Origin of the sequence: Oceanihabitans sp. 2_MG-2023, from assembly GCF_030547245.1 — a bacterium.
Lineage (GTDB): Bacteria > Bacteroidota > Bacteroidia > Flavobacteriales > Flavobacteriaceae > Oceanihabitans.
In genome coordinates this window covers 161,355-183,117 of sequence record NZ_JAUOQT010000002.1, presented here as the reverse complement: position 1 = coordinate 183,117, position 21,763 = coordinate 161,355, and the positions used below count along the sequence as shown (strand labels likewise).

At 32.5% G+C, this 21,763-nt stretch carries 17 protein-coding genes and 2 riboswitches; all 17 genes read left to right on the top strand.

Annotation, left to right across the window (positions count from 1 at the left end):
• Positions 1–104 precede the first annotated feature (104 nt).
• Positions 105–1,649, top strand: a complete 1,545-nt coding sequence (locus Q4512_RS04800; RefSeq protein WP_303423199.1) for a hypothetical protein — start codon at positions 105–107, stop codon at positions 1,647–1,649.
• A gap of 108 nt (positions 1,650–1,757) precedes the next feature.
• Positions 1,758–1,879: riboswitch (SAM riboswitch) on the top strand.
• 120 nt (positions 1,880–1,999) lie between these two features.
• Positions 2,000–3,292 (top strand): O-acetylhomoserine aminocarboxypropyltransferase/cysteine synthase family protein, encoded by a 1,293-nt coding sequence (locus Q4512_RS04795; protein WP_303422190.1) that lies wholly within the window; start codon positions 2,000–2,002, stop codon positions 3,290–3,292.
• Between the two features lie 66 nt (positions 3,293–3,358).
• On the top strand, positions 3,359–6,757 hold the full coding sequence (gene thrA / locus Q4512_RS04790; protein WP_303422188.1) for a bifunctional aspartate kinase/homoserine dehydrogenase I: 3,399 nt from the start codon (positions 3,359–3,361) through the stop codon (positions 6,755–6,757).
• Between the two features lie 19 nt (positions 6,758–6,776).
• Positions 6,777–7,940, top strand: coding sequence for a PLP-dependent aspartate aminotransferase family protein (locus Q4512_RS04785; RefSeq protein ID WP_303422186.1), 1,164 nt, complete (start codon positions 6,777–6,779; stop codon positions 7,938–7,940).
• 26 nt (positions 7,941–7,966) lie between these two features.
• Positions 7,967–8,377 (top strand): Rrf2 family transcriptional regulator, encoded by a 411-nt coding sequence (locus Q4512_RS04780; protein ID WP_303422183.1) that lies wholly within the window; start codon positions 7,967–7,969, stop codon positions 8,375–8,377.
• 122 nt (positions 8,378–8,499) lie between these two features.
• Complete coding sequence (locus Q4512_RS04775; protein ID WP_303422180.1) at positions 8,500–9,120, top strand: phosphoadenosine phosphosulfate reductase family protein; 621 nt, start codon at positions 8,500–8,502, stop codon at positions 9,118–9,120.
• A gap of 12 nt (positions 9,121–9,132) precedes the next feature.
• On the top strand, positions 9,133–11,226 hold the full coding sequence (locus tag Q4512_RS04770; protein WP_303422178.1) for a nitrite reductase: 2,094 nt from the start codon (positions 9,133–9,135) through the stop codon (positions 11,224–11,226).
• Between the two features lie 12 nt (positions 11,227–11,238).
• Positions 11,239–12,021, top strand: coding sequence for a uroporphyrinogen-III C-methyltransferase (cobA, locus tag Q4512_RS04765; RefSeq protein WP_303422175.1), 783 nt, complete (start codon positions 11,239–11,241; stop codon positions 12,019–12,021).
• Positions 12,022–12,032: 11 nt separating this feature from the next.
• On the top strand, positions 12,033–12,629 hold the full coding sequence (locus tag Q4512_RS04760; RefSeq protein ID WP_303422172.1) for a bifunctional precorrin-2 dehydrogenase/sirohydrochlorin ferrochelatase: 597 nt from the start codon (positions 12,033–12,035) through the stop codon (positions 12,627–12,629).
• Positions 12,622–13,671, top strand: coding sequence for an NAD(P)/FAD-dependent oxidoreductase (locus Q4512_RS04755; RefSeq protein ID WP_303422169.1), 1,050 nt, complete (start codon positions 12,622–12,624; stop codon positions 13,669–13,671). The genes Q4512_RS04760 and Q4512_RS04755 overlap by 8 nt, the downstream gene beginning before the upstream one ends.
• Before the next feature lie 5 nt (positions 13,672–13,676).
• Entirely contained in the window at positions 13,677–14,405 is a 729-nt protein-coding gene (epsC, locus tag Q4512_RS04750) for a serine O-acetyltransferase EpsC (RefSeq protein WP_303422167.1), read from the top strand.
• Complete coding sequence (gene cysM / locus Q4512_RS04745) at positions 14,405–15,295, top strand: cysteine synthase CysM (protein WP_407941801.1); 891 nt, start codon at positions 14,405–14,407, stop codon at positions 15,293–15,295. Before epsC ends, cysM begins: the two co-directional genes overlap by 1 nt.
• Before the next feature lie 58 nt (positions 15,296–15,353).
• Positions 15,354–15,469, top strand: a riboswitch (SAM riboswitch).
• A 53-nt stretch (positions 15,470–15,522) separates the two neighbouring features.
• Positions 15,523–16,524: a homocysteine S-methyltransferase family protein gene (locus tag Q4512_RS04740; protein WP_303422164.1), complete on the top strand. Its 1,002-nt coding sequence runs from the start codon at positions 15,523–15,525 to the stop codon at positions 16,522–16,524.
• Positions 16,524–16,805 (top strand): antibiotic biosynthesis monooxygenase, encoded by a 282-nt coding sequence (locus tag Q4512_RS04735; protein WP_303422161.1) that lies wholly within the window; start codon positions 16,524–16,526, stop codon positions 16,803–16,805. Before Q4512_RS04740 ends, Q4512_RS04735 begins: the two co-directional genes overlap by 1 nt.
• On the top strand, positions 16,805–19,480 hold the full coding sequence (gene metH / locus Q4512_RS04730) for a methionine synthase (RefSeq protein ID WP_303422158.1): 2,676 nt from the start codon (positions 16,805–16,807) through the stop codon (positions 19,478–19,480). Before Q4512_RS04735 ends, metH begins: the two co-directional genes overlap by 1 nt.
• A gap of 202 nt (positions 19,481–19,682) precedes the next feature.
• Positions 19,683–20,636, top strand: coding sequence for a methylenetetrahydrofolate reductase [NAD(P)H] (gene metF / locus Q4512_RS04725; RefSeq protein ID WP_303422154.1), 954 nt, complete (start codon positions 19,683–19,685; stop codon positions 20,634–20,636).
• Positions 20,637–20,667: 31 nt separating this feature from the next.
• Entirely contained in the window at positions 20,668–21,762 is a 1,095-nt protein-coding gene (locus tag Q4512_RS04720; RefSeq protein WP_303422151.1) for an acyloxyacyl hydrolase, read from the top strand.
• Position 21,763 lies beyond the last annotated feature (1 nt).

The following is a 21,763-nucleotide window of genomic DNA, read 5'->3' as shown; positions in this document are numbered from 1 at the left end:
TGATTAGGTATTATTATTTGTTTTTCATTTACTTTTACGATGCTCAAAAGCATAAAGATAATCTAATTACTTAAAAATCAAATAGTTAAAACAGCATTCTATTGATAACTAAAGAACAAAAAGATAATTTATTTTTATTAGTTAAGTCATTAACTAAATCTGAAAAGCGGCAATTTAAATTGTATGTAGGACGGCTGGGAGTAAATACGGACTCTAAGTTTTTAAAACTGTTTAATTTACTAGATAAAGCTACAACTTACGACGAAACTTCTATTGTAAAAAGTGGTATTGTAAAAAAACAACAGATAGCTAATGTAAAAGCACATTTGTACAAACAAATTCTAATTAGTTTAAAATTAAATCCTTCGCATCAAAATGTACGTTCTCAAATTAGAGAACAGTTAGATTTTGCTTCTATTTTGTATCATAAAGGATTGTATAAGCAAAGTTTAAAAATATTAGATAAAGCCAAAGAATTAGCCATAGTAAACGAAGAAAAAAATGCTGCTTTTGAGATTATCGAATTAGAAAAAATAATAGAATCTCAATACATTACTAGGAGTATTAGTTCTCGTGCAGACGAACTAGCAATGCAAGCAAAAGAGATTAGTTCTTTAAATGTTATTGCTAGTAAATTGTCTAATTTATCTCTTCAGCTTTACAGTATCATTTTAAAAACAGGTTATGTTAAAAACGAAGAAGAAAGCCGTTTAGTAACCGATTATTTTAATAAAAGACTCCCTAAATTCAATATGACAAAAGTTGGTTTTAGAGAGAAATTATGGTTTTACAAAGCGCATTTGTGGTATAGTTTTTTGTTACAGGATTTTTTGAATTGTTATAAGTATGCATCCAAATGGGTAGATCTATTTTATCAGAATCCGAGTATGATAAATTTAAATCCTGTGTTTTTCTTAAAAGGAAATAATTATCTTTTAGAGGCTATTTATTTTATTAGAAATAAACCAAAGTTTATTGCTAAACTAGAAGCGTTTAAGGGTACAATAAATAGTTCTAATTTTCCGAAAGATGAAAATGTAGCTACTTTAGTTTTTTTGTATACTAACTTTCATAACATTAATAAATACTTTATTGATGGTAGCTTTCAAGAAGGTTTAGCCTTAATACCTCAAATTGAAAAGGAGCTAATTCCGTTTAGAAATAAAATCGATGCACACCATAAAATGGTTTTTTATTACAAGTTTGCTAGTTTGCATTTTGGAGCTGGAAATAATAAAGAATGTATTCGGTATTTAGATAAAATAATATCGAATAAAACACTTTCTATGCGCGAAGATTTACTTTGTTTTTCTAGAGTTTTAAATCTTGTTGCACATTACGAAGCAGGTTTAGACTATCATTTAGAAAAGTTACTACTTAGTACCTATAAGTTTCTAATAAAGATGAATGATTTGCATGAAGTGCAAAAAGAAATGATAAAATTTATTAGAGGATTACAAGATATTTACCCACAAGATCTAAAAAAAGAGTTTAAAAAATTATTAGAAGTTTTAAAAACCTATGAAGATCATCCATACGAACGTCGTGCATTTTTATATTTAGATATTATTTCTTGGTTAGAAAGTAAGATTGAAAAAAAGCCTGTTGGTCAAATTATTAAAGATAAATATTTAGCAAATTATGCTTGATTTTTTCTGTGATTTTAAAAAAAAAACAAATAAAAAAGCATAAAAAATTTGGATATTAAACTTTTGTAATGCAATATTTGTGCTCACAAAGTTCAAACACTTACTGAAATGTTATCAAGAAAGGCGGAGAGATAGACTCGATGAAGCCTTAGCAACCCTTAGATTTACTAAGAAGGTGCTAAATTCTACTTAATTTTCAATTCATTAATTGAAGATTGGATAGATAACTTAAACCTAATTACTCATCTGTAATTAGTATTTTCTTTTTAACATTTTTCTATTAAGTATGCTTCTAATGAGGCTTATTTGACTTTTGGTTTAATCATTAATTAACTCAAAAACTTAGAAAAATGAGTACACAAAAATTCGCAACTAAAGCATTGCACGCAGGACACGACGTTAGTCAAACAGCAGGAACCAGAGCAGTTCCTATTTATCAAACATCATCTTATGTTTTTAACGATTCAGACGATGCAGCAGGAAGATTTAATCTTTCGATTCCGGGATTTATTTATACACGATTAAATAATCCTACCAATGATATTTTAGAACAACGATTAGCAGCCTTAGAAGGAGGGATTGCTGCAGTAGCAACTGCTTCTGGAACAGCAGCAATTTCAACAACGTTACTTACTCTATTAAAAGCAGGAGATCATATTGTTGCATCGAGTAGTTTGTATGGGGGAACCTATAACTTGTTAAGTGTTACCTTGCCTAGACATGGTATTACAACTACATTTGTTGATCCTTCGAATCCCGAAAACTTTAAAAAAGCAACCCAAGAAAATACAAGAGCATTTTTTGTTGAATCTTTAGGGAATCCAAAATTAGATGTTCTGGATTTGGAAGTGATTTCAAAAGAAGCAAAAGAAAATAAAGTGCCGTTAATTGTAGATAATACAGTTGCGACACCATATTTATTAAACCCGATTGCACATGGTGCAAATATTGTAATTCACTCGCTTACCAAATATATAACTGGAAATGGAACTTCTCTAGGAGGAGTCATTATCGATGCAGGGACATTTGATTGGACCAACGGAAAATTTCCCGAATTTACAGAGCCTTCTGCTGGTTATCACGGATTAGTATATAGCGAAGCTATTGGTGCAGCAGCATTTATTGCAAAAATTAGAATTGAAGGATTAAGAGATTATGGCGGCGCATTAAGTCCATTTAATGCCTTTCAAATTATTCAAGGTCTAGAAACTTTGGAACTTCGCATTAAAAAACATAGTGAAAACGCTTTAGCTTTAGCCACTTGGTTAGAAGAGCAACCAGAAGTAAATTGGGTAAATTATCCAGGTTTAGCATCTAGTAAATACAAAGCACTTGCAGAAAAATATTTACCAGAAGGACAAAGTGGAGTCGTAACTTTTGGAGTAGAAGGAGGTTTCGAGTCTGCTAAAAAAATTGCAGATACCACCAAACTATTTTCATTGTTGGCTAATATTGGAGATACCAAATCCCTAATAATTCATCCAGCAAGTACAACACACCAACAATTAGATGAAGTTGCACAAGCAGCTTCTGGAGTTACTAAAGATTTAATTCGCCTTTCTGTAGGTATTGAAAATATTGAAGATTTAAAAGACGATTTAAAAGCAGCTTTTAAAGTGGTAAAAGAAACCATTTTAGCATAAAATTTAAGTTCTTAATGCTACGCAAATCATATTTTGCGTAGCACTTTTATCTAATAAAATCTACAAATGGCTTCACTACATTACATAACAATTCCTGGTTTTGAACTTGCTTCTGGAGTGCTTCAAAATATTGAGTTATCCTATCAAATTTTCGGACAACCTTTACATAAGGCTCCCATTGTATTGGTAAATCATGCGCTAACAGGAAATAGTAATGTTGCCGGAAAAGATGGTTGGTGGAGCGATATTATTGGCGAAGAAAAAGTAATTGACACGAATGTATATACCGTTTTGGCATTTAATATTCCTGGAAATGGATACGATGGTTTTGTAATTGAAAATTATAAAGATTTTGTAGCAAGAGATATTGCGAAAATATTTTTAGTTGGTTTACATAAACTAAAAATTGCATCTGTTTTTGCTCTTATTGGAGGTTCTTTAGGTGGTGGAATAGCATGGGAAATGGCTGTGCTATCTCCAGATTTAGCTACTCATCTAATAACTGTTGCTACCGATTGGAAATCTACCGATTGGCTAATTGCAAATTGTCAAATACAAGAGCAGTTTTTATTAAACTCCAGCAATCCTGTTCACGATGCTAGAATGCATGCTATGTTGTGTTACAGGACGCCGAAATCTTTTAAAGAGCGTTTTAAAAGAAGTAGAAATAATGACTTAGAAATTTTTAATGTCGAAAGTTGGTTGCTGCATCATGGTAAAAAATTACAAGAACGTTTTCAATTATCGGCGTACAAGTTAATGAATCAATTGTTACGTAGTATAGATGTAACAAAAGGGAGAGATAATTATGATGCTGTTTTAAAAAACATCAACGCAAATATTAGTATTGTAGGTGTAGATTCGGATTTGTTTTTTACTGCCGAAGAAAATAGAGAAACACAAAAACAATTAGCATTATTACATCCAAATGTGACGTATAATGAAATTAATTCCGATCATGGACATGATGCTTTTTTAATAGAATTTGATCAGTTAGAAAAAATAATTGAGAATATTTTTAGACCAAATTCAAAAAATAAAAAAATGAAAATATTAAAATTTGGCGGTAAATCATTAGCAAATAATGAAGGTTTAAATAGTGCTATTTCTATAGTAAAAGATAAAGTAGAAAAGCAAGAGCGAATAACTGTTGTTGTTTCTGCTAGAGGAAATGCAACGAATGATTTAGAGGGGATTCTTATTAAAGCATCTAAAAAAGAAGCATATAAAGAAGCATTTGCTACATTTCAAGAATATCAAAAAGCACCATTAAAAACTATAGATTTTTCTGAAGAATTTAAAACGCTAGAAACCATTTTTGAAGGTGTTTCTTTATTAGGAGATTATAGCGAGAAAATTGAAAATCAAGTTTTAGCTTTTGGCGAAATATTATCAGCAAAATTAATTACTGAATTACTAAAATCTCAAAATATAAATGCCAATGCAACAGACGCTAGAGCACTAATTAAAACAGATGACAGTTTTAGTAACTCGCAACCAATACATGCGCTTTCTAAAGAAAATGTTTTAGCACATTTTAAACAATATAATGGTACAACAGTAAATGTGGTTACTGGTTTTATTAGCTCTAACTTAAAAAATGAAACTACCACTTTAGGTAGAAATGGAAGTAACTATTCGGCGGCACTTTTAGCGAACTATTTAGATGCTGAAGAGCTTCAAAATTATACACATGTTAATGGTATTTATTCCGCAAATCCAGATTTAGTTCCCGACGCAAAAAAAATTAAAGTACTTTCTTTTGCCGAAGCGAATGAGTTGGCAAATTTTGGAGCAACTATTTTACATGCAAAAACGATTATTCCATTATTAGAAAAAAACATCCATCTTCGTATTTTAAATACATTTAACCCAGAAGACGAAGGCACTTTAATTACTGCCAAAAAAGACAGTAACCAAGCTACTTCCTTATCTGTATTAGATAATGTAGCCTTAATAAATTTAGAAGGAAGAGGTTTGCTAGGTAAAGTAGGTGTCGATGCTAGAATTTTTAAAGCATTGAGTACACAGGATATTAGTGTAAGCATTATTTCTCAAGGATCTTCTGAAAGAGGAATAGGCTTAATTATCGATGCCGATAAGGCAACAAAAGCGGTTATCGCTTTAGAACGTGAGTTTGAAAATGATTTTTATTCGCAAGACGTTAATAAAATTGATGTGGTAGATGATGTTTCGGTTATTTCTATAATTGGTATCGAATTAAGCGCTTTTCATAAGCCGTTTAATGCACTAATAAAAAATCAAATTACACCATTGCTTTTTAATAATACATTTACTGGTAAAAATGTAAGTTTGGTAGTTAAAAAAGAGCAATTGCTAAAAGCTGCAAACGTAATTCATGGCGAAGTATTTAGCAGTTGTAAAAAAGTTAATCTGGCTATTTTTGGACATGGTTTGGTAGGTGGTGCACTGATTAATCAAATTATTTCTTCTGCTAAAGATATTGAAAAACGCAAAGGAGTAAAGCTTAATATTTTTGCGATTTCTAATTCTAAAAAAATACTACTTTCTAAAAATGGTGTTACTCAAAATTGGAAAGAAGATATTGTGCAAAATGGTGAAAGTTATTCGATTCAAACTGTTATAGATTTTGCCGAAAAACACCATTTAGAAAATTTAATCGCTATAGATAATACAGCAAGTAAAACATTTGTAAATTATTATAATACTTTAGTTTCTAATGGGTTCGATTTGGTTTCTTCTAATAAAATTGCAAATACTATCGATTTAAATTTTTATAATGAATTACGAAACAATTTAGATAAGTATCAAAAAAAATATTTATACGAAACCAATGTTGGAGCAGGTTTGCCATTAATTGATACCATTAAATTATTACATCTTTCAGGTGAAAATATTACACGAATTAGAGGTGTGTTTTCTGGTACATTGAGTTATATTTTTAATAGTTTTTCTGTGGAAGATAAATTGTTTTCAGAAATACTTAGTGAAGCAATTGATAAAGGTTTTACAGAGCCAGACCCTAGGGAAGATCTTTGCGGAAACGATGTCGCTAGAAAATTACTTATTCTTGCAAGAGAGCTAGATTTAAATAATGAAATTGAAGATGTAGTCATTCAAAACTTAATTCCGGAGTCGCTTCAAGATGTAGATGTATCTACTTTTTTAAATGCTTTAGAGCAGATGAATGATAGCTATAAAGTTTCCAAAGAAGACCAAAAAGAAAATCATGTGTTACGTTATATTGGTGATTTATCTGGTAATTTAGAAGATGAAAATGGCGCGAAATTAGAAGTCAAGTTAGTCTCTGTTCCACAAAGTTCACCATTAGGTGCTTTAAAAGGATCGGATTCAATTTTTGAAATTTATACAGAATCTTATGGAGACCAACCATTGGTGATTCAAGGAGCTGGAGCAGGAGCGCAAGTGACAGCAAGAGGTGTTTTTGGGGATATATTAAGGTTAGTTGAGAATAATAATTAGAAAATAATAACAAAAGTTAATGGATAAGCATTTTGAAACCGAAGCAATTAGAACGCAAATAGAACGTTCTCAATTTTTAGAGCATTCTTCGCCACTATATTTAACATCTAGTTATGTTTTTGAAGATGCAGAAGATATGAGAGCATCTTTTGCCGAAGAAAAAGAACGCAATATCTACAGCAGGTATTCTAATCCCAATACTTCCGAATTTATTGATAAAATTTGTAAAATGGAAGGGGCGGAAGATGGTTTTGCTTTTGCAACAGGTATGTCTGCAGTTTTTTCAACATTTGCAGCACTGCTAAATGCAGGAGATCATATTGTTTCATCAAGAAGTGTTTTTGGAACCACGCATGGTTTATTTACTAAATTTTTACCAAAATGGAACATCTCCACAAGCTATTTCGATATTAATAATTTAGACGCTATTGAAGATTTGATTCAACCAAGTACTAAAATCCTATATGCCGAAAGTCCAACAAATCCAGCAGTAGATATTCTAGACTTAGAGCGTCTAGGAAACCTAGCGAAAAAACACAATATTTTGTTGGTAATAGACAATTGCTTTGCAACCCCATATTTACAAAACCCAATTAAATTTGGAGCAGATTTAGTTATTCATTCTGCAACAAAATTAATCGATGGTCAAGGTCGTGTTCTTGGAGGAGTTACCGTTGGAAGTAAAGATTTAATAAAAGAAATTTATTTGTTCTCAAGAAATACTGGTCCTGCCTTATCTCCTTTTAATGCTTGGGTATTGTCTAAAAGTTTAGAGACGCTTGCGGTTCGAGTAGATAGACATTGTGAAAATGCATTGCAAGTGGCTTCCTTTTTAGAGTCGCACCCAAAAGTAAATCTTGTAAAATACCCTTTTTTAAAATCGCATCCACAATATGAAATTGCTAAAAAGCAAATGAAAAAAGGAGGGAATATTGTTGCTTTCGAAGTGGAAGGAGGAATTGAAAATGGTAGGAGTTTTTTAAATAAAATTAAAATGGCATCCCTTTCTGCTAATTTAGGCGATACTAAAACTATTGTTACACATCCTGCATCTACAACGCATAGTAAATTAACCGAAGTAGATCGATTGGAAGTTGGTATTACAGATGGATTAGTTCGTGTTTCTGTAGGATTAGAAAATGTAGAAGATATTATTAACGATTTAAAACAGGCTTTAGATTAAACTTATTAAATAAGTATCTTTGCTACATGCTTTCTAAAAAAACAAAATACGGAATTAAAGCACTTACTTTTTTGGCGAAACAAGAAGGGAATGCTCCAGTACAAATTGAAACCATTTCAAAAAGTGAAAATATTTCAAGAAAATTTCTAGAGAGTATTTTATTGAGTTTAAGAAAAAATGGTTTTTTAGGATCTAAAAAAGGAAAAGGTGGTGGATATTATCTATTAAAAAAACCAAGCGAAATTCAAATGGTAGATGTTATGCGAATTCTTGAAGGACCAATTGCTATGGTACCATGCGTGAGTTTAAATTTTTATGAAAAATGCTCCGATTGCCCAGACGAAGCATCTTGTGCTGTACATTTATTAATGGTAAAAGTGAGAGATAACACACTAGATATTTTCAGAAATACTTCTCTTGCAGATTTAACCAATTAATATATTATTAAAAATTGCTCTATATTTTTAGGGAATATTTAGTAATTATAAAGAAATAAAATAATACATTTGCTTTATTATCCTACTAAATCGATAGGAATTATAGAATTAAAATAAATAGCATGATAAAATTAGATATTGATACCTTAAATAAAGAGTTGAAAAACAAAACACCAGATGAAATTATTCAATGGGCTTTAACCTTGTCAAATAATAGAATAGTTACTACAAGTTTTGGTAAGTATTCTGCAATTTTACTAAGTACCATGTCTAAGCATGATAAAGACATAAAGGTGATTTGGTGTGATACATTATATAATCAGCCAGCTACTTATACCCATGCAGAAAGCCTTATTAAAGATTTTAGTTTAAATATAAATAAGTATCAATCATTAAAAACCAAAGAAGAAATAGATGCAACTATTGGTTTACCAACTGTGGAAGATGATAATCATGCAGAATTTTCGGAAGTAGTAAAACTGGAACCTTTTAGAAGAGCGTTACAAGAGCATCAACCAGATATGTGGTTCACAAATATTAGAGTGCGACAAACCGAATTAAGAAATAAGAAAGATATTCTAAGTTATAGTAAAGATGGTATTTTAAAAATTAGTCCATTTTATTATTGGTCAGATTACGATTTAGATAATTATTTAGAAGTACACAATTTGCCTAAAAATCATACGTATTTCGATCCAATAAAAGCCTTAGAAAATAGAGAGTGTGGTATACACTTGCAATAAAGTAGATAGATTATGCAGAGTTTTAGAACCGAAATAGAAAATCCAATAGTAGCGCAAGATATTATTGATTTAGCCAATAAAATTGAACTTTTTAAAGCAGGAAAAGTAGATGAAGAAAAATTTAGAAGTCTTCGACTTGCAAGAGGGGTTTATGGCCAACGCCAACAAGGTGTGCAAATGATTAGAATAAAACTGCCTTATGGTAAAGTTTTAAGTAGTCAATTACATAGAATAGCAGATGTGTCTGATGAGTATTCTCGAGGTAGATTACACATTACTACTCGACAAGATATCCAAATTCATTATGTAGATCTAGATCGTACACCAGAACTTTGGGCAGAACTAGAACGAGATGATGTTACCCTTCGTGAAGCTTGTGGTAACACTGTTCGAAACGTAACAGCAAGTGAAACTGCTGGAATAGATGTCAACGAACCTTTTGATGTTTCTCCGTATGCAGATGCAATTTTTAAATTCTTTTTGCGTAATCCTATTTGTCAAGAAATGGGAAGGAAATTCAAGGTTTCTTTTTCAGGGACCGATGAAGATACAGGCTTGTCTTATATGCATGATTTGGGTTTTATTGCTAAAATTGAAAATGGTATTAGAGGTTTTAAAGTAATGCTTGGTGGCGGTTTAGGTTCACAACCAAGACACGCAGATGTATTTTATGATTTTTTAGAAACCGATAAAATCATTCCTATAATGGAAGGTGTTTTGAGAGTTTTTGATCGTCATGGAGAACGTAAAAGTCGTGCAAAGGCAAGAATGAAATTCTTAATTAAAGACATCGGTTTAGATGCTTTTAGAAAATTAGTAGAAGAAGAACAAGATGCTATCGAATTTAAATCAGTAGCTATTAATACCGAAAAATACCCAGTTTCTACTCCGGTTTCTGTTGAAGTTCCTAAAGTAGAAATTACCAATGAAGAAACGTTTCAGTTATGGAAGACAACAAATGTTATTCCGCAAAAACAAGACGGTTTTTTCGCTATAGGAATTAAAGTGCTTTTAGGAGATTTTTATACCGATAAAGCGAGATTGCTAGCAGATTTAGTTAACGATTATGCTGCAGGAGAGCTTCGTTTAAGCTTACGTCAAAATATTGTAATCCCTTTTGTTAAAGAGGAATTACTACCTTTTTTCTACCAAGAATTATCTAAACTTGGTTTTGCAGAAGCAGGTTATAATAAAGCAGTAGACATTACAGCTTGTCCTGGAACAGATACTTGTAATTTAGGAATTGCAAGTAGTACAGGAATTGCTGATGAGCTAGAACGTGTTATTAAAGCGGAATATCCGCAGTATTTAAAAAATGAAGATTTAATTATTAAAATTAGCGGTTGTATGAATGCTTGTGGACAACACAATGCAGCAAATATTGGTTTTCAAGGGATGTCTATTCGTACACCAGATAAATTAGTTGCTCCAGCTTTACAAGTACTTTTAGGTGGAGGGAATAGAGGAAATGGCCAAGGTGTTTTTGCAGATAAAGTAGTGAAAATGCCAAGTAGAAGAGGACCGGAAGCTTTACGTAGAATTTTAGACGATTTTGAAGCAAATGCTAAAGGGAAATTGTTTGTAGATTATTATGTGCAACAAGGCGAAAAGTATTTTTATGAAATGCTTAAAGACCTTTCAGATGCCACCAATTTATCCCAAGAAGATTTTATAGATTGGGGAACTGAAGAAGCCTATGTTAAAGCAATTGGGATTGGAGAATGTGCAGGTGTTGTTATCGATTTAATTGCAACTTTATTTCTAGAGAGTGAAGAAAAAATTGACACTGCAAAAGAAGCTTTTGGAAACAAAGTATTTTCAAACGCAATCTATTTTGCTTATAGTTCGATGGTTAATTCTGCAAAAGCCATTTTACTTTCCGAAAATATTTCAACCAATACACAAGCAGGAATTATTAATACATTTCAAACCGAATTTGTAGCGAGTAATAAAATTAATTTAGGAGTCTCTTTTTCCGAATTAATTTATCAGATAAAAAACAATGCACCAACCGAAGCATTTGCAAAAAGTTATATTAAAAATGCAGCAGATTTCTTAGAAGCTGTTCGTGTGTTTAGAGAAAATGAAAAACAATTAGTAAGCTAAATTACTTCTACTATGAAAGCGATAATAATACCAAAGTTAACCGTTGTAGGCGCAGGACCTGGAGATCCAGATCTAATCACTCTAAAAGCAATAAAAGCCATTAAAAATGCAAATGTAATTTTGTATGATGCGCTTGTAAATAAAGAACTATTGCAATATGCATCACCAAATGCAGAACTCATTTTTGTTGGAAAACGTAAAGGTTGTTATGCATACCAACAGGAGCAAATTAACGATTTAATTGTTGCTAGAGCTAAATCTCATGGTCATGTAGTACGCTTAAAAGGAGGAGATCCCTTTATCTTTGGTCGTGGAGCAGAAGAGATTGATTATGTAAGACCATTTGGTCTAGAAACCTATATGGTTCCTGGTATTTCATCTTCTTTGGCTGTCCCAGCATATCAAGGAATCCCACTAACCAAAAGAGGAAGTTCGGAAAGTTTTTGGGTGATTACGGGAACAACTAAAGCTCACAAGATTTCAAAAGATATAGCTGTTGCTGCAAAGTCATCAGCTACAGTGGTTATCTTGATGGGAATGAGTAAGCTAGAAGAAATTGTGTCTATTTTTTCTTCCGAAGGGAAACAAAAAACACCAATAGCAATCATTCAAAACGGAACTACAAAAGATGAAAAATTTGGAGTAGGTACTATAGAAACCATTTGCAATGTGGTGAAAGAAAAACAACTAGCAAATCCAGCAATAATTGTAATAGGAGAAGTGGTTGAAAAACGAGTGCTATTAAATTCAATATTCAATAAAGTGAATAAACAACCAGAAGTAATTTCAGTATAAGATGTATTATTATGCAAGATAGAAATAACTTATATCCAATTTTTTTAAAAGTAGAGCAACTTAATGTGCTAATTGTTGGAGGAGGAAATGTAGCATTAGAAAAATTAAGCTTTTTACTTAAGTCTAGTCCAAATGCAAAAGTGCAAATGATAGCTCCTTTTTTTAGAGAAGAAACGATTGCGTTAGCTACTAAATTTGGAATAGAAATGATAAATGGAGTGTATACTAATTCGTTTTTAAGTAATAAACATATTGTCATTGCGACCACAGATAATGTAGCGGTTAATGTAGAAGTGTATCACGATTGTAAAGAAAGAAATATTCTGGTAAACGTAGCAGATAATCCGCCATATTGCGATTTTTACATGGGAGGAATTGTCACCAAAGGAAACGTGAAAATAGCCATTTCTACTAACGGTAAATCACCAACTACAGCAAAACGTTTGCGTCAATTTTTCGAAGATGTAATTCCAGATAATATTGATGATATGGTTAAAAACTTAAACATATTTAGAAAAACAATAAAAGGTGATTTTGAAGAAAAAGTAGAAACATTAAACGAATTCACAAAAGGATTAATTAGTAAAAAAGAAGTACATCATGATTAAAACAGATATATTAATAATAGGAGCAGGTCCAACAGGTTTATTTACAGTTTTTGAGGCAGGATTGCTAAAATTAAAGTGCCATTTAATTGATGCATTGCCTCAACCTGGCGGACAATGTTCGGAGATTTACCCAAAGAAACCTATTTACGATATTCCTGGTTTTCCAGAAGTTTTAGCAGGAGATTTAACTACCAATTTATTAGAGCAAGGAAAACAGTTTGAACCAGGTTTTACTCTAGGGGAACGTGCCGAAACTATTGAAAAACAGGATGATGGTAGCTTTATTGTAACCACTAATAAAGGAACAAAACATCAAGCTCCAATTGTCGCTATAGCAGGTGGTTTAGGTTCTTTTGAACCTAGAAAGCCCAAAATAGAGAATATTGCTTATTATGAAGATAAAGGAGTAGAATACTTTATTAAGGATCCAGAAGTATACAGAGATAAAAAAGTGATTATTTCAGGAGGAGGAGATTCGGCTTTAGATTGGAGTGTCTTTTTAGCAAATGTAGCTTCGAATGTAACTTTAATACATAGAAGAAATGAATTTCGTGGAGCTTTAGATTCTGTAGAGAAAGTTCAGGAGCTTAAAAAACTAGGTAAAATCAATCTTATTACTCCAGCAGAAGTAACGGCTTTACATGGTAATACCAAATTAGAAGGAATAACGGTTACCAAAGAAGGAGAGAAAACATTATTAGAAACCGATCACTTTATTCCGTTATTTGGATTGTCGCCTAAGTTAGGGCCAATAGCTGATTGGGGATTAGAAATTGTTAAAAATGCTATAAAAGTAGATACATTAGACTATCAAACAAATATTCCAGGTATATTTGCAATTGGAGATGTAAACACATACGAAGGGAAACTAAAGTTGATTTTGTGTGGTTTTCATGAAGCAACTTTAATGTGTCAATCTGCATATAAAATTATCCATCCGGGTAAAAAATATGTGCTAAAATACACCACTGTTAGTGGTATTGATGGTTTTGATGGAACACGTAAAGAAGCGCCAAAAGCAGTCGTTCAATCTATCAATTAAATGAAATGATTTTTAACCTTCGATTAAAAGAAGAAGTAGCAGTTTTTACTAAAGATTTATTTTATGCTTTATTCGAAAAAAAAGAAAAGCAAAAAGAAGAGTTAGGGTATTTAAAAGCCGTTTTTTTAAAGTTTTCTAAAGAACTATCGATTGTAGATGGAGAAGCCATTTGGAAAACCTTTTCAGATAAATTACATCTAATTAAAAAAAAAATTGAATTAGATGCACATGCTGCTAAAGACAACGATCCTGCTTGTAAAAGTTTAGAGGAAGTATATCTAGCATATCCAGGATTTCACGCTATTGCTGTGTATCGTCTAAGTCATGAGTTTTACAAACTAGACCTATATATTCTATCTCGAATGATGTCTGAGTATATTCATGGTATTACTGGAATAGATATTCACGCAGGAGCTACTATTGGAGATTCTTTTTTTATAGATCACGGAACAGGTGTTGTTATTGGAGAAACTGCAATTATTAAGCGTAAGGTTAAAATTTATCAAGGGGTAACGCTTGGCGGAATTCAAGTCAAAAAAAGTTTAGCTTCCACAAAAAGACATCCAACCATCGAAGAAAATGTTACTATTTATGCGAACGCAACTATTCTTGGAGGCGATATTGTAATTGGTGCAAATAGCATTATAGGAGCTAATGTTTGGATTACAGAAACTGTTCCAGCAAACTCTTTGGTGACCTATCAATCGGAAATTAAAATTAAGACTAGAAAATAATGATAGAAGGAAAATCGATAACAGATTTAATAGGTAATACGCCTTTAGTAGAAGCTACTCATATTTTGCAAAAAGAAGGAGTGCGCTTGTTTTTAAAATTAGAAGGAAAAAACCCAGGAGGAAGTGTTAAAGATCGTGCAGCTTTTAATATGATTAATGAAGCATTAAAACGTGGCGATATTAAAAAAGGAGACACTCTAGTAGAAGCTACAAGTGGAAATACTGGTATTGCACTGGCATTCATAGCGCAACTTTCGGGTTTAAATATGGTGCTTATAATGCCTGAAAATTCTACCAAAGAGCGTATTAAAACGATGCGTGCTTATGGCGCAGAATTAATTTTAACTTCTGTAGAGGTTGGTATTGAAGGAGCTAGAGATTTAGCCATTCAATTAAGCGAAGAAAAAGGCTATTTCATGTTAAATCAATTTGCAAATGATGATAACTGGAAAGCGCATTATAAAACCACTGGACCAGAAATCTGGAAGGATACTAATGGAGAAATAACACATTTTGTTTCTGCAATGGGAACCACAGGAACCATTATGGGAGTTTCTACATATCTTAAAGAACAAAATAAAGACGTAGTAATTGTAGGAGCACAGCCTAAAGATGGTGCCAAAATACCTGGAATTCGTAAATGGCCAGAAGCGTATTTGCCAAAAATATTTAATGCTTCTAAAGTGGATCTGGTTGTCGATGTAAGCGAAGAAGATGCTAGATTAGTCGCTAATCGATTAGCAAAGGAAGAAGGTGTTTTTGCAGGAATGAGTAGTGGAGGATCTGTTGCTTCTGCATTACAAATCGCCCAACAAATAGACAAAGGAATCCTCGTAGCAATTATCTGCGATATTGGAGATCGTTATATATCTTCAGATTTATATGAATAAAAATTGGTTATCATTTTTTTATTCCCTTAATTTACACTTTAGTTCATAAACGTATTGAATGTTATCACGAAAGGCAGAGGGAATAGACCCATTGAAGCCTTGGCAACCCTTTATTAAAAAGAAGGTGCTAAATTCTACTTATTACTCAAATCTCAGTAATAAGACAGATAACCACAAGTAATTCTATTACTTCCTTTCCTGATGACATTTATATAATTAAATATAATATGTCAAAAATTAAACAAATTTTACAACAACATATACTAGTGCTAGATGGTGCCATGGGTACGATGCTTCAGCAATATAATTTTTCAGAAGAAGATTTTCGAGGCGAACGCTTTAAAGATTATCCTTCTTCCTTAAAAGGAAATAACGATTTGTTGTCGCTAACCCAACCGGAAGCAATAGCAACTATTCACGCTAAATATTTTGAAGCTGGAGCAGATATTGTAGAAACCAATACCTTTTCTGGAACTACAATTGCTATGGCAGATTATGATATGGAAGATTTAGTGTACGAACTAAACTATGAATCTGCTAAAATAGCAAAAACAGTTGCCGATAAATTCACAAAAGAGAATCCAAATAAACCCCGATTTGTTGCAGGAAGTATTGGTCCCACAAACCGAACAGCAAGTTTATCTCCAGATGTAAATAGACCAGAGTATAGAGCCATTACTTTTGAAGAGTTACGTATTGCATATAAGCAACAAGTTGAAGCTTTAATCGATGGAGGAGTAGATCTTCTTTTAGTCGAAACTATTTTTGATACCCTTAATGCTAAAGCAGCTTTGTTTGCTATAGAAGAAGTAAAAGAAGTACGAAATATAGATATTCCAATAATGGTTTCTGGTACCATTACAGATGCTTCTGGAAGAACATTGTCTGGTCAAACGGTAGAAGCATTCTTAACTTCTATTTCACATGTTCCTTTATTAAGCGTGGGGTTTAATTGTGCCTTAGGAGCAGAACAATTAAAACCATATTTACAGCGTTTATCGGATAAAACTGACTTTTTTACTTCTGCACATCCAAATGCAGGATTACCAAATGCTTTTGGTGAATATGATGAATCGCCAAAACAAATGCAGACATACATTGAAGCATATTTACAAGACGATTTAATAAATATTATTGGTGGTTGTTGTGGTACTAGTCCAGAACATATTAAAGCTATTGCTGCCGTTGCTAGTAAATATAAACCAAGAAAAATAGAGGTTACAGCATAATGATATTAGAAGTAGCAATTTTAAATATAAAAAAAGGGCTTTCAAAAGAATTTGAAGCAGCTTTTAAAAAAGCAAAAGCAATTCTTTCCTCTAAGAAAGGATACATTTCTCATCAATTAAAAAAGTGTGTTGAAATAGAAAATAAATACATCTTATTAGTGCATTGGGAAACTATAGAAGACCATGAAATCGGATTTAGAAAATCGGAAGAATATAAAGTATGGAAAGAATTATTACATCATTTTTACCAACCATTTCCAACAGTAGAACATTATAAATAATGAGTAAAACTAAAAATAAATATTTAACGCTTTCAGGTTTAGAGCCTTTAGTGGTTACTCCAGAAAGTAACTTTGTAAATGTAGGGGAAAGAACTAATGTCACTGGATCTAGAAAATTTCTTCGTTTAATTAAAGAAGAGAAATACGAAGAAGCTTTAAGTGTTGCTAGAGATCAAGTTGAAGGTGGCGCGCAAATTATTGACGTTAATATGGACGAAGGTATGCTAGATGGAAAGTATGCCATGACAACCTTTTTAAACCTCATTGCTTCCGAACCAGATATTTCTCGAGTACCTATTATGATAGATAGTTCCAAATGGGAAATTATTGAAGCTGGACTACAAGTCGCTCAAGGTAAATGTGTAGTGAATTCTATAAGTTTAAAAGAAGGGGAAGCCGAATTTATACGCCAAGCAAAATTAGTAAAACGTTATGGAGCTGCTGTAATTGTAATGGCATTTGATGAAACTGGTCAAGCAGATACCTACCAACGAAGAATTGATATCTGTAAACGTTCTTATGATATATTGGTTGAGGTTGTTCGCTTTGCACCGCAAGATATCATCTTCGATCCTAATATTTTTCCTGTGGCAACAGGAATGGATGAACATCGTTTAAACGCATTAGATTTCTTTAAAGCTACCAAATGGATTCGCGAGAATCTTCCCTATGCAAATGTTTCTGGAGGAGTAAGCAATGTGTCTTTTTCGTTTCGAGGAAATAATACCGTTCGTGAAGCTATTAATGCTGCTTTTTTATACCATGCTATTCAACACGGAATGAATCTAGGTATCGTTAATCCAACAATGTTAGAGGTTTATGATGAAATTGATAAAGATTTATTAAAACATGTAGAAGATGTTTTATTCGATAGAAGCGACGATGCTACCGAACGGTTATTAGATTTTGCAGAAACCGTAAAAGGAAATAAAAAAGAAGATGTAACCAAAGTTTTAGAATGGAGAAATAAGCCTTTACAAGAAAGAATTACACATGCATTAGTAAAAGGTTTAGATGCTTTTATTATTGAAGATATAGAAGAAGCTAGACAAGCATCACCTAAGCCAATTGACGTTATAGAAGGCCATTTAATGATTGGTATGAATGTAGTAGGAGATTTATTTGGAAGCGGAAAAATGTTCTTGCCACAGGTAGTAAAATCTGCTCGTGTTATGAAAAAAGCGGTTGCTTATTTACAACCGTTTATTGAAGCAGAAAAAGACGGAAAGCAAGAGTTTGCAGGTAAGATTTTAATGGCAACAGTAAAAGGTGATGTACACGATATTGGAAAAAATATTGTGAGTGTGGTTTTAGGTTGTAATAATTATGAAATTATAGATTTAGGAGTCATGGTACCTCCAGAAAAAATTGTAGAAACTGCCATAGAAGAAAATGTAGATATTATTGGTCTAAGCGGATTAATTACTCCTTCGCTAGATGAAATGGTGTATGTTTCTAAATCTTTAGAGAAAAAAAAGGTAACCATTCCAATCATTATTGGTGGCGCAACTACATCTCGTGCGCATACTTCGGTGAAAATTGCACCAAATTATAGTAATACCGTGGTGCATATTAATGATGCTTCCAGAGCAGTAACGGTTGTTGGTGAGTTATTAAATAAAAACAATAAAGTATATAAAGAGCAAATTCGGGAAGAATATAATAAGTTTCGCGAACAGTTTTTAAGCCGTACTGCGAAGAAAGAATATGTTTCTATTGCAGATGCAAGAAAAAATAAGTTTGCAATAGATTGGAATACTTCTGAAATTACAAAGCCGAAACAATTAGGAATTCAAGATTTTCAAGATTTTGATATTACGAAATTAGAAGCTTATATCGATTGGTCTCCATTTTTTAGAAGTTGGGATTTGCATGGTAAATATCCAGATATTTTAACCGATGAAGTGGTTGGTGAACAAGCAACCGATCTTTTTAAAGACGCACAAGAATTATTAAAACGCATATTGGATGAAAAGCTTTTAAAAGCGAAAGCCGTTTTCGGATTGTTTCCAGCAAACACGGTGAATGATGATGATATAGAACTGGAAGTGTCTCCAAAAGAAAGCTTGCAATTTCTAACGCTACGCCAGCAATCCAGAAAAGCAGCAGGGAAACCAAATATTGCTTTGGCAGATTTTATTGCTCCTAAAACAACAGGTAAACAAGATTATATGGGTGCTTTTTGTGTGAGTACTGGATTTGGTACAGCAGCATTAGCAAAGCAATTTGAAGATGCACATGACGATTATAATTCGATTATGATAAAAGCTTTAGCAGATAGATTAGCAGAAGCTTTTGCCGAATATTTGCATAAAGAAGTACGAACCAACTATTGGAGTTATGCACAAAGTGAAAATCTTAGCAATCAAGATCTAATTAAAGAAAACTATAAAGGTATTCGTCCAGCTCCTGGGTATCCTGCTTGTCCAGATCATCTAGAAAAAAATACCATTTGGGAAGTATTAGATGTTGAGAAAAGAATAGGTGTAAAGCTTACCGAGAGTTTAGCCATGTGGCCAGCAGCTAGTGTGAGTGGTTATTATTTTGGAAACCCTGAAGCACGTTATTTCGGATTGGGAAAAATTACTGAAGACCAAGTAGCAGATTATGCTATAAGAAGAAATATAACATTAGAGGAAGCTAAAAAATGGTTGAACCCAAATATAGCAGATTAAAAATTCCTGCGTAGGCAGGAATCTCCTAACGAATTTTTATGAAATATTGAAAAAAAACAAAAACATAGCAAATACATGCGTTAGGGATTGAGGCTTTGTTGGAGCTACTTGCAAAGAGCGACTGCCGAAAGCGCGACCCTTGTGGTAACGCCAAAAAAATAAATAATAATTAAATGAGATACCTGTTTATACAGGCATTAGTATGAAAGTAACAGAACACATTAAAAATGCAAACGGAAAAACATTGTTTTCGTTCGAAATTATTCCGCCAAAAAAAGGAAAAAACATTCAGGATTTGTATGATAATATAGATCCTTTAATGGAGTTTAATCCGCCTTTTATTGATGTTACTACTTCTAGGGAAGAATACATTTATATAGAAAAACAAGGGCTTTTAGATCGAAAAATTACTAGAATGCGTCCTGGTACTGTTGGTATTTGTGCAGCAATTAAACATAAATACGATGTAGATACTGTGCCGCATGTTTTATGTGGTGGTTTTAGTAAAGAAGAAACCGAATATTTGTTGGTAGATTGTCACTATTTAGGTATTAATAACGTGATGGCTTTGCGAGGAGATGCCATGAGTCACCAAAAATATTTTGAAGCTGCGAAAGGTGGACATATGTATGCGAAAGATTTGGTATCGCAAATTCAAAATTTAAATTGTGGTCAGTATTTGCATGATGTTTTGGAGGTTGATGATAAATCAGACTTTTGTATTGGTGTTGCTGGTTACCCTGAAAAACATATTGAAGCTCCTTCTTTGCAAACCGATTTAAAACGACTAAAAGAAAAGGTAGATGCTGGAGCAGATTATGTGGTGACGCAAATGTTTTTTGATAATGAGAAGTATTTTCAGTTTGTAGAAGCTGCTAAAAAAGCAGGGATTAATGTGCCAATTATTCCTGGGATAAAGCCAATTGCTGTTAAACGTCATCTGCAATTATTACCACAGGTTTTTAAAATAGATCTACCAGAAGATTTAATTCAATCGGTAGAATCTTGTAAAGATAATAAGCAAGTTAGACAAGTCGGTGTAGAGTGGGCAATTCAGCAATCGAAAGAGTTACAAGAAGCTGGAGTTCCTGTGCTTCATTTTTATTCTATGGGAAAGAGTGATAATATAAAAACCATTGCTTCGGCTTTATTTTAATTTTTATACTTTTACGCTCTAACTAAATTTAATGAAGCGTTTATTAACCTACATTCTTTGTCTTTTTTGTGCTTGTGTTTTTTCGCAAGAAAAGAAGAATACCGATACCTATTTTGATGTAAATTATTTTACAGGAAATATAGCATTACATAATACCGATATTTCGCATTTAATAAAAGGACATCCCGAAGGTTTTATTGTAAGTTGGAATAAGAAAACATTTGGGGAAGAGGCTTGGCAGCAACGTTATAATTATCCAGATTATGGATTTTCATTAGCTTATCAAGATTTAAAAAATAGCGTCCTTGGTAACAATATTTCTATTTATGCACATTATAATTTTTACTTTTTAAAACGAAACCTTATGTTTCGTATTGGTCAGGGTTTAGGGTATACCTCTAATCCTTATGATAAAGTAGATAACCACAAAAATGTAGCTTTTGGTTCTAGTATTTTAAGTAGTACCTATGCGATGCTTAACTATAAAAAAGAGCGTATTTTCGATCGTTTTGGTTTACAAGCAGGAGTTTCATTAATTCATTATTCTAATGCCAATGTAAAAGCGCCAAATGCAAGTGTAAATACCATTGCTCTTAATGTTGGTGTTACTTATAATATAGATGAAGAAGCTACCAAATACATCGATACTATAATCAAAGAAAAATTTAAACAACCAATAAAATATAATCTTGTTTTTAGAAGTGGTGTTAACGAAAGTGATGTGGTAGGAACTGGACAGTTTCCTTTTTATATTATTTCGGCATATGCTGATAAACGTTTAAACAGAAAAAGCGCCATTCAATTAGGAACAGATGTTTTCTTTTCTACATTTTTAAAGGAACACATAAAATATAGAGCTGCTGCTTTTCCTGAAGAAGGCGAAGATGGTACAGCAGATTACAAACGTGTTGGTGTTTTTGCTGGTCATGAGTTGTTTATTAACAAAATGTCTTTAGAAACACAGTTTGGTTATTATGTGTACTATCCTTATGATTTTGAAGGAAGAACCTATTTGCGAATTGGTTTAAAACGTTATTTTGGCGAAAAATGGTTTGCAGCATTAACCTTAAAATCACATGGAGCAAAAGCAGAAGCTGTAGAACTAGGTGTTGGAATTAGATTGTAAT

Bases quoted from the DNA above. Each gene is read 5' to 3' on its own strand.
- Q4512_RS04795 (WP_303422190.1), top strand. From the start codon at position 2,000: ATGAGTACACAAAAATTCGCAACTAAAGCATTGCACGCAGGACACGAC.
- thrA (WP_303422188.1), top strand. From the start codon at position 3,359: ATGGCTTCACTACATTACATAACAATTCCTGGTTTTGAACTTGCTTCT.
- Q4512_RS04785 (WP_303422186.1), top strand. From the start codon at position 6,777: ATGGATAAGCATTTTGAAACCGAAGCAATTAGAACGCAAATAGAACGT.
- Q4512_RS04780 (WP_303422183.1), top strand. From the start codon at position 7,967: ATGCTTTCTAAAAAAACAAAATACGGAATTAAAGCACTTACTTTTTTG.
- Q4512_RS04775 (WP_303422180.1), top strand. From the start codon at position 8,500: ATGATAAAATTAGATATTGATACCTTAAATAAAGAGTTGAAAAACAAA.
- Q4512_RS04770 (WP_303422178.1), top strand. From the start codon at position 9,133: ATGCAGAGTTTTAGAACCGAAATAGAAAATCCAATAGTAGCGCAAGAT.
- cobA (WP_303422175.1), top strand. From the start codon at position 11,239: ATGAAAGCGATAATAATACCAAAGTTAACCGTTGTAGGCGCAGGACCT.
- Q4512_RS04760 (WP_303422172.1), top strand. From the start codon at position 12,033: ATGCAAGATAGAAATAACTTATATCCAATTTTTTTAAAAGTAGAGCAA.
- Q4512_RS04755 (WP_303422169.1), top strand. From the start codon at position 12,622: ATGATTAAAACAGATATATTAATAATAGGAGCAGGTCCAACAGGTTTA.
- epsC (WP_303422167.1), top strand. From the start codon at position 13,677: ATGATTTTTAACCTTCGATTAAAAGAAGAAGTAGCAGTTTTTACTAAA.
- cysM (WP_407941801.1), top strand. From the start codon at position 14,405: ATGATAGAAGGAAAATCGATAACAGATTTAATAGGTAATACGCCTTTA.
- Q4512_RS04740 (WP_303422164.1), top strand. From the start codon at position 15,523: ATGTCAAAAATTAAACAAATTTTACAACAACATATACTAGTGCTAGAT.
- Q4512_RS04735 (WP_303422161.1), top strand. From the start codon at position 16,524: ATGATATTAGAAGTAGCAATTTTAAATATAAAAAAAGGGCTTTCAAAA.
- metH (WP_303422158.1), top strand. From the start codon at position 16,805: ATGAGTAAAACTAAAAATAAATATTTAACGCTTTCAGGTTTAGAGCCT.
- metF (WP_303422154.1), top strand. From the start codon at position 19,683: ATGAAAGTAACAGAACACATTAAAAATGCAAACGGAAAAACATTGTTT.
- Q4512_RS04720 (WP_303422151.1), top strand. From the start codon at position 20,668: ATGAAGCGTTTATTAACCTACATTCTTTGTCTTTTTTGTGCTTGTGTT.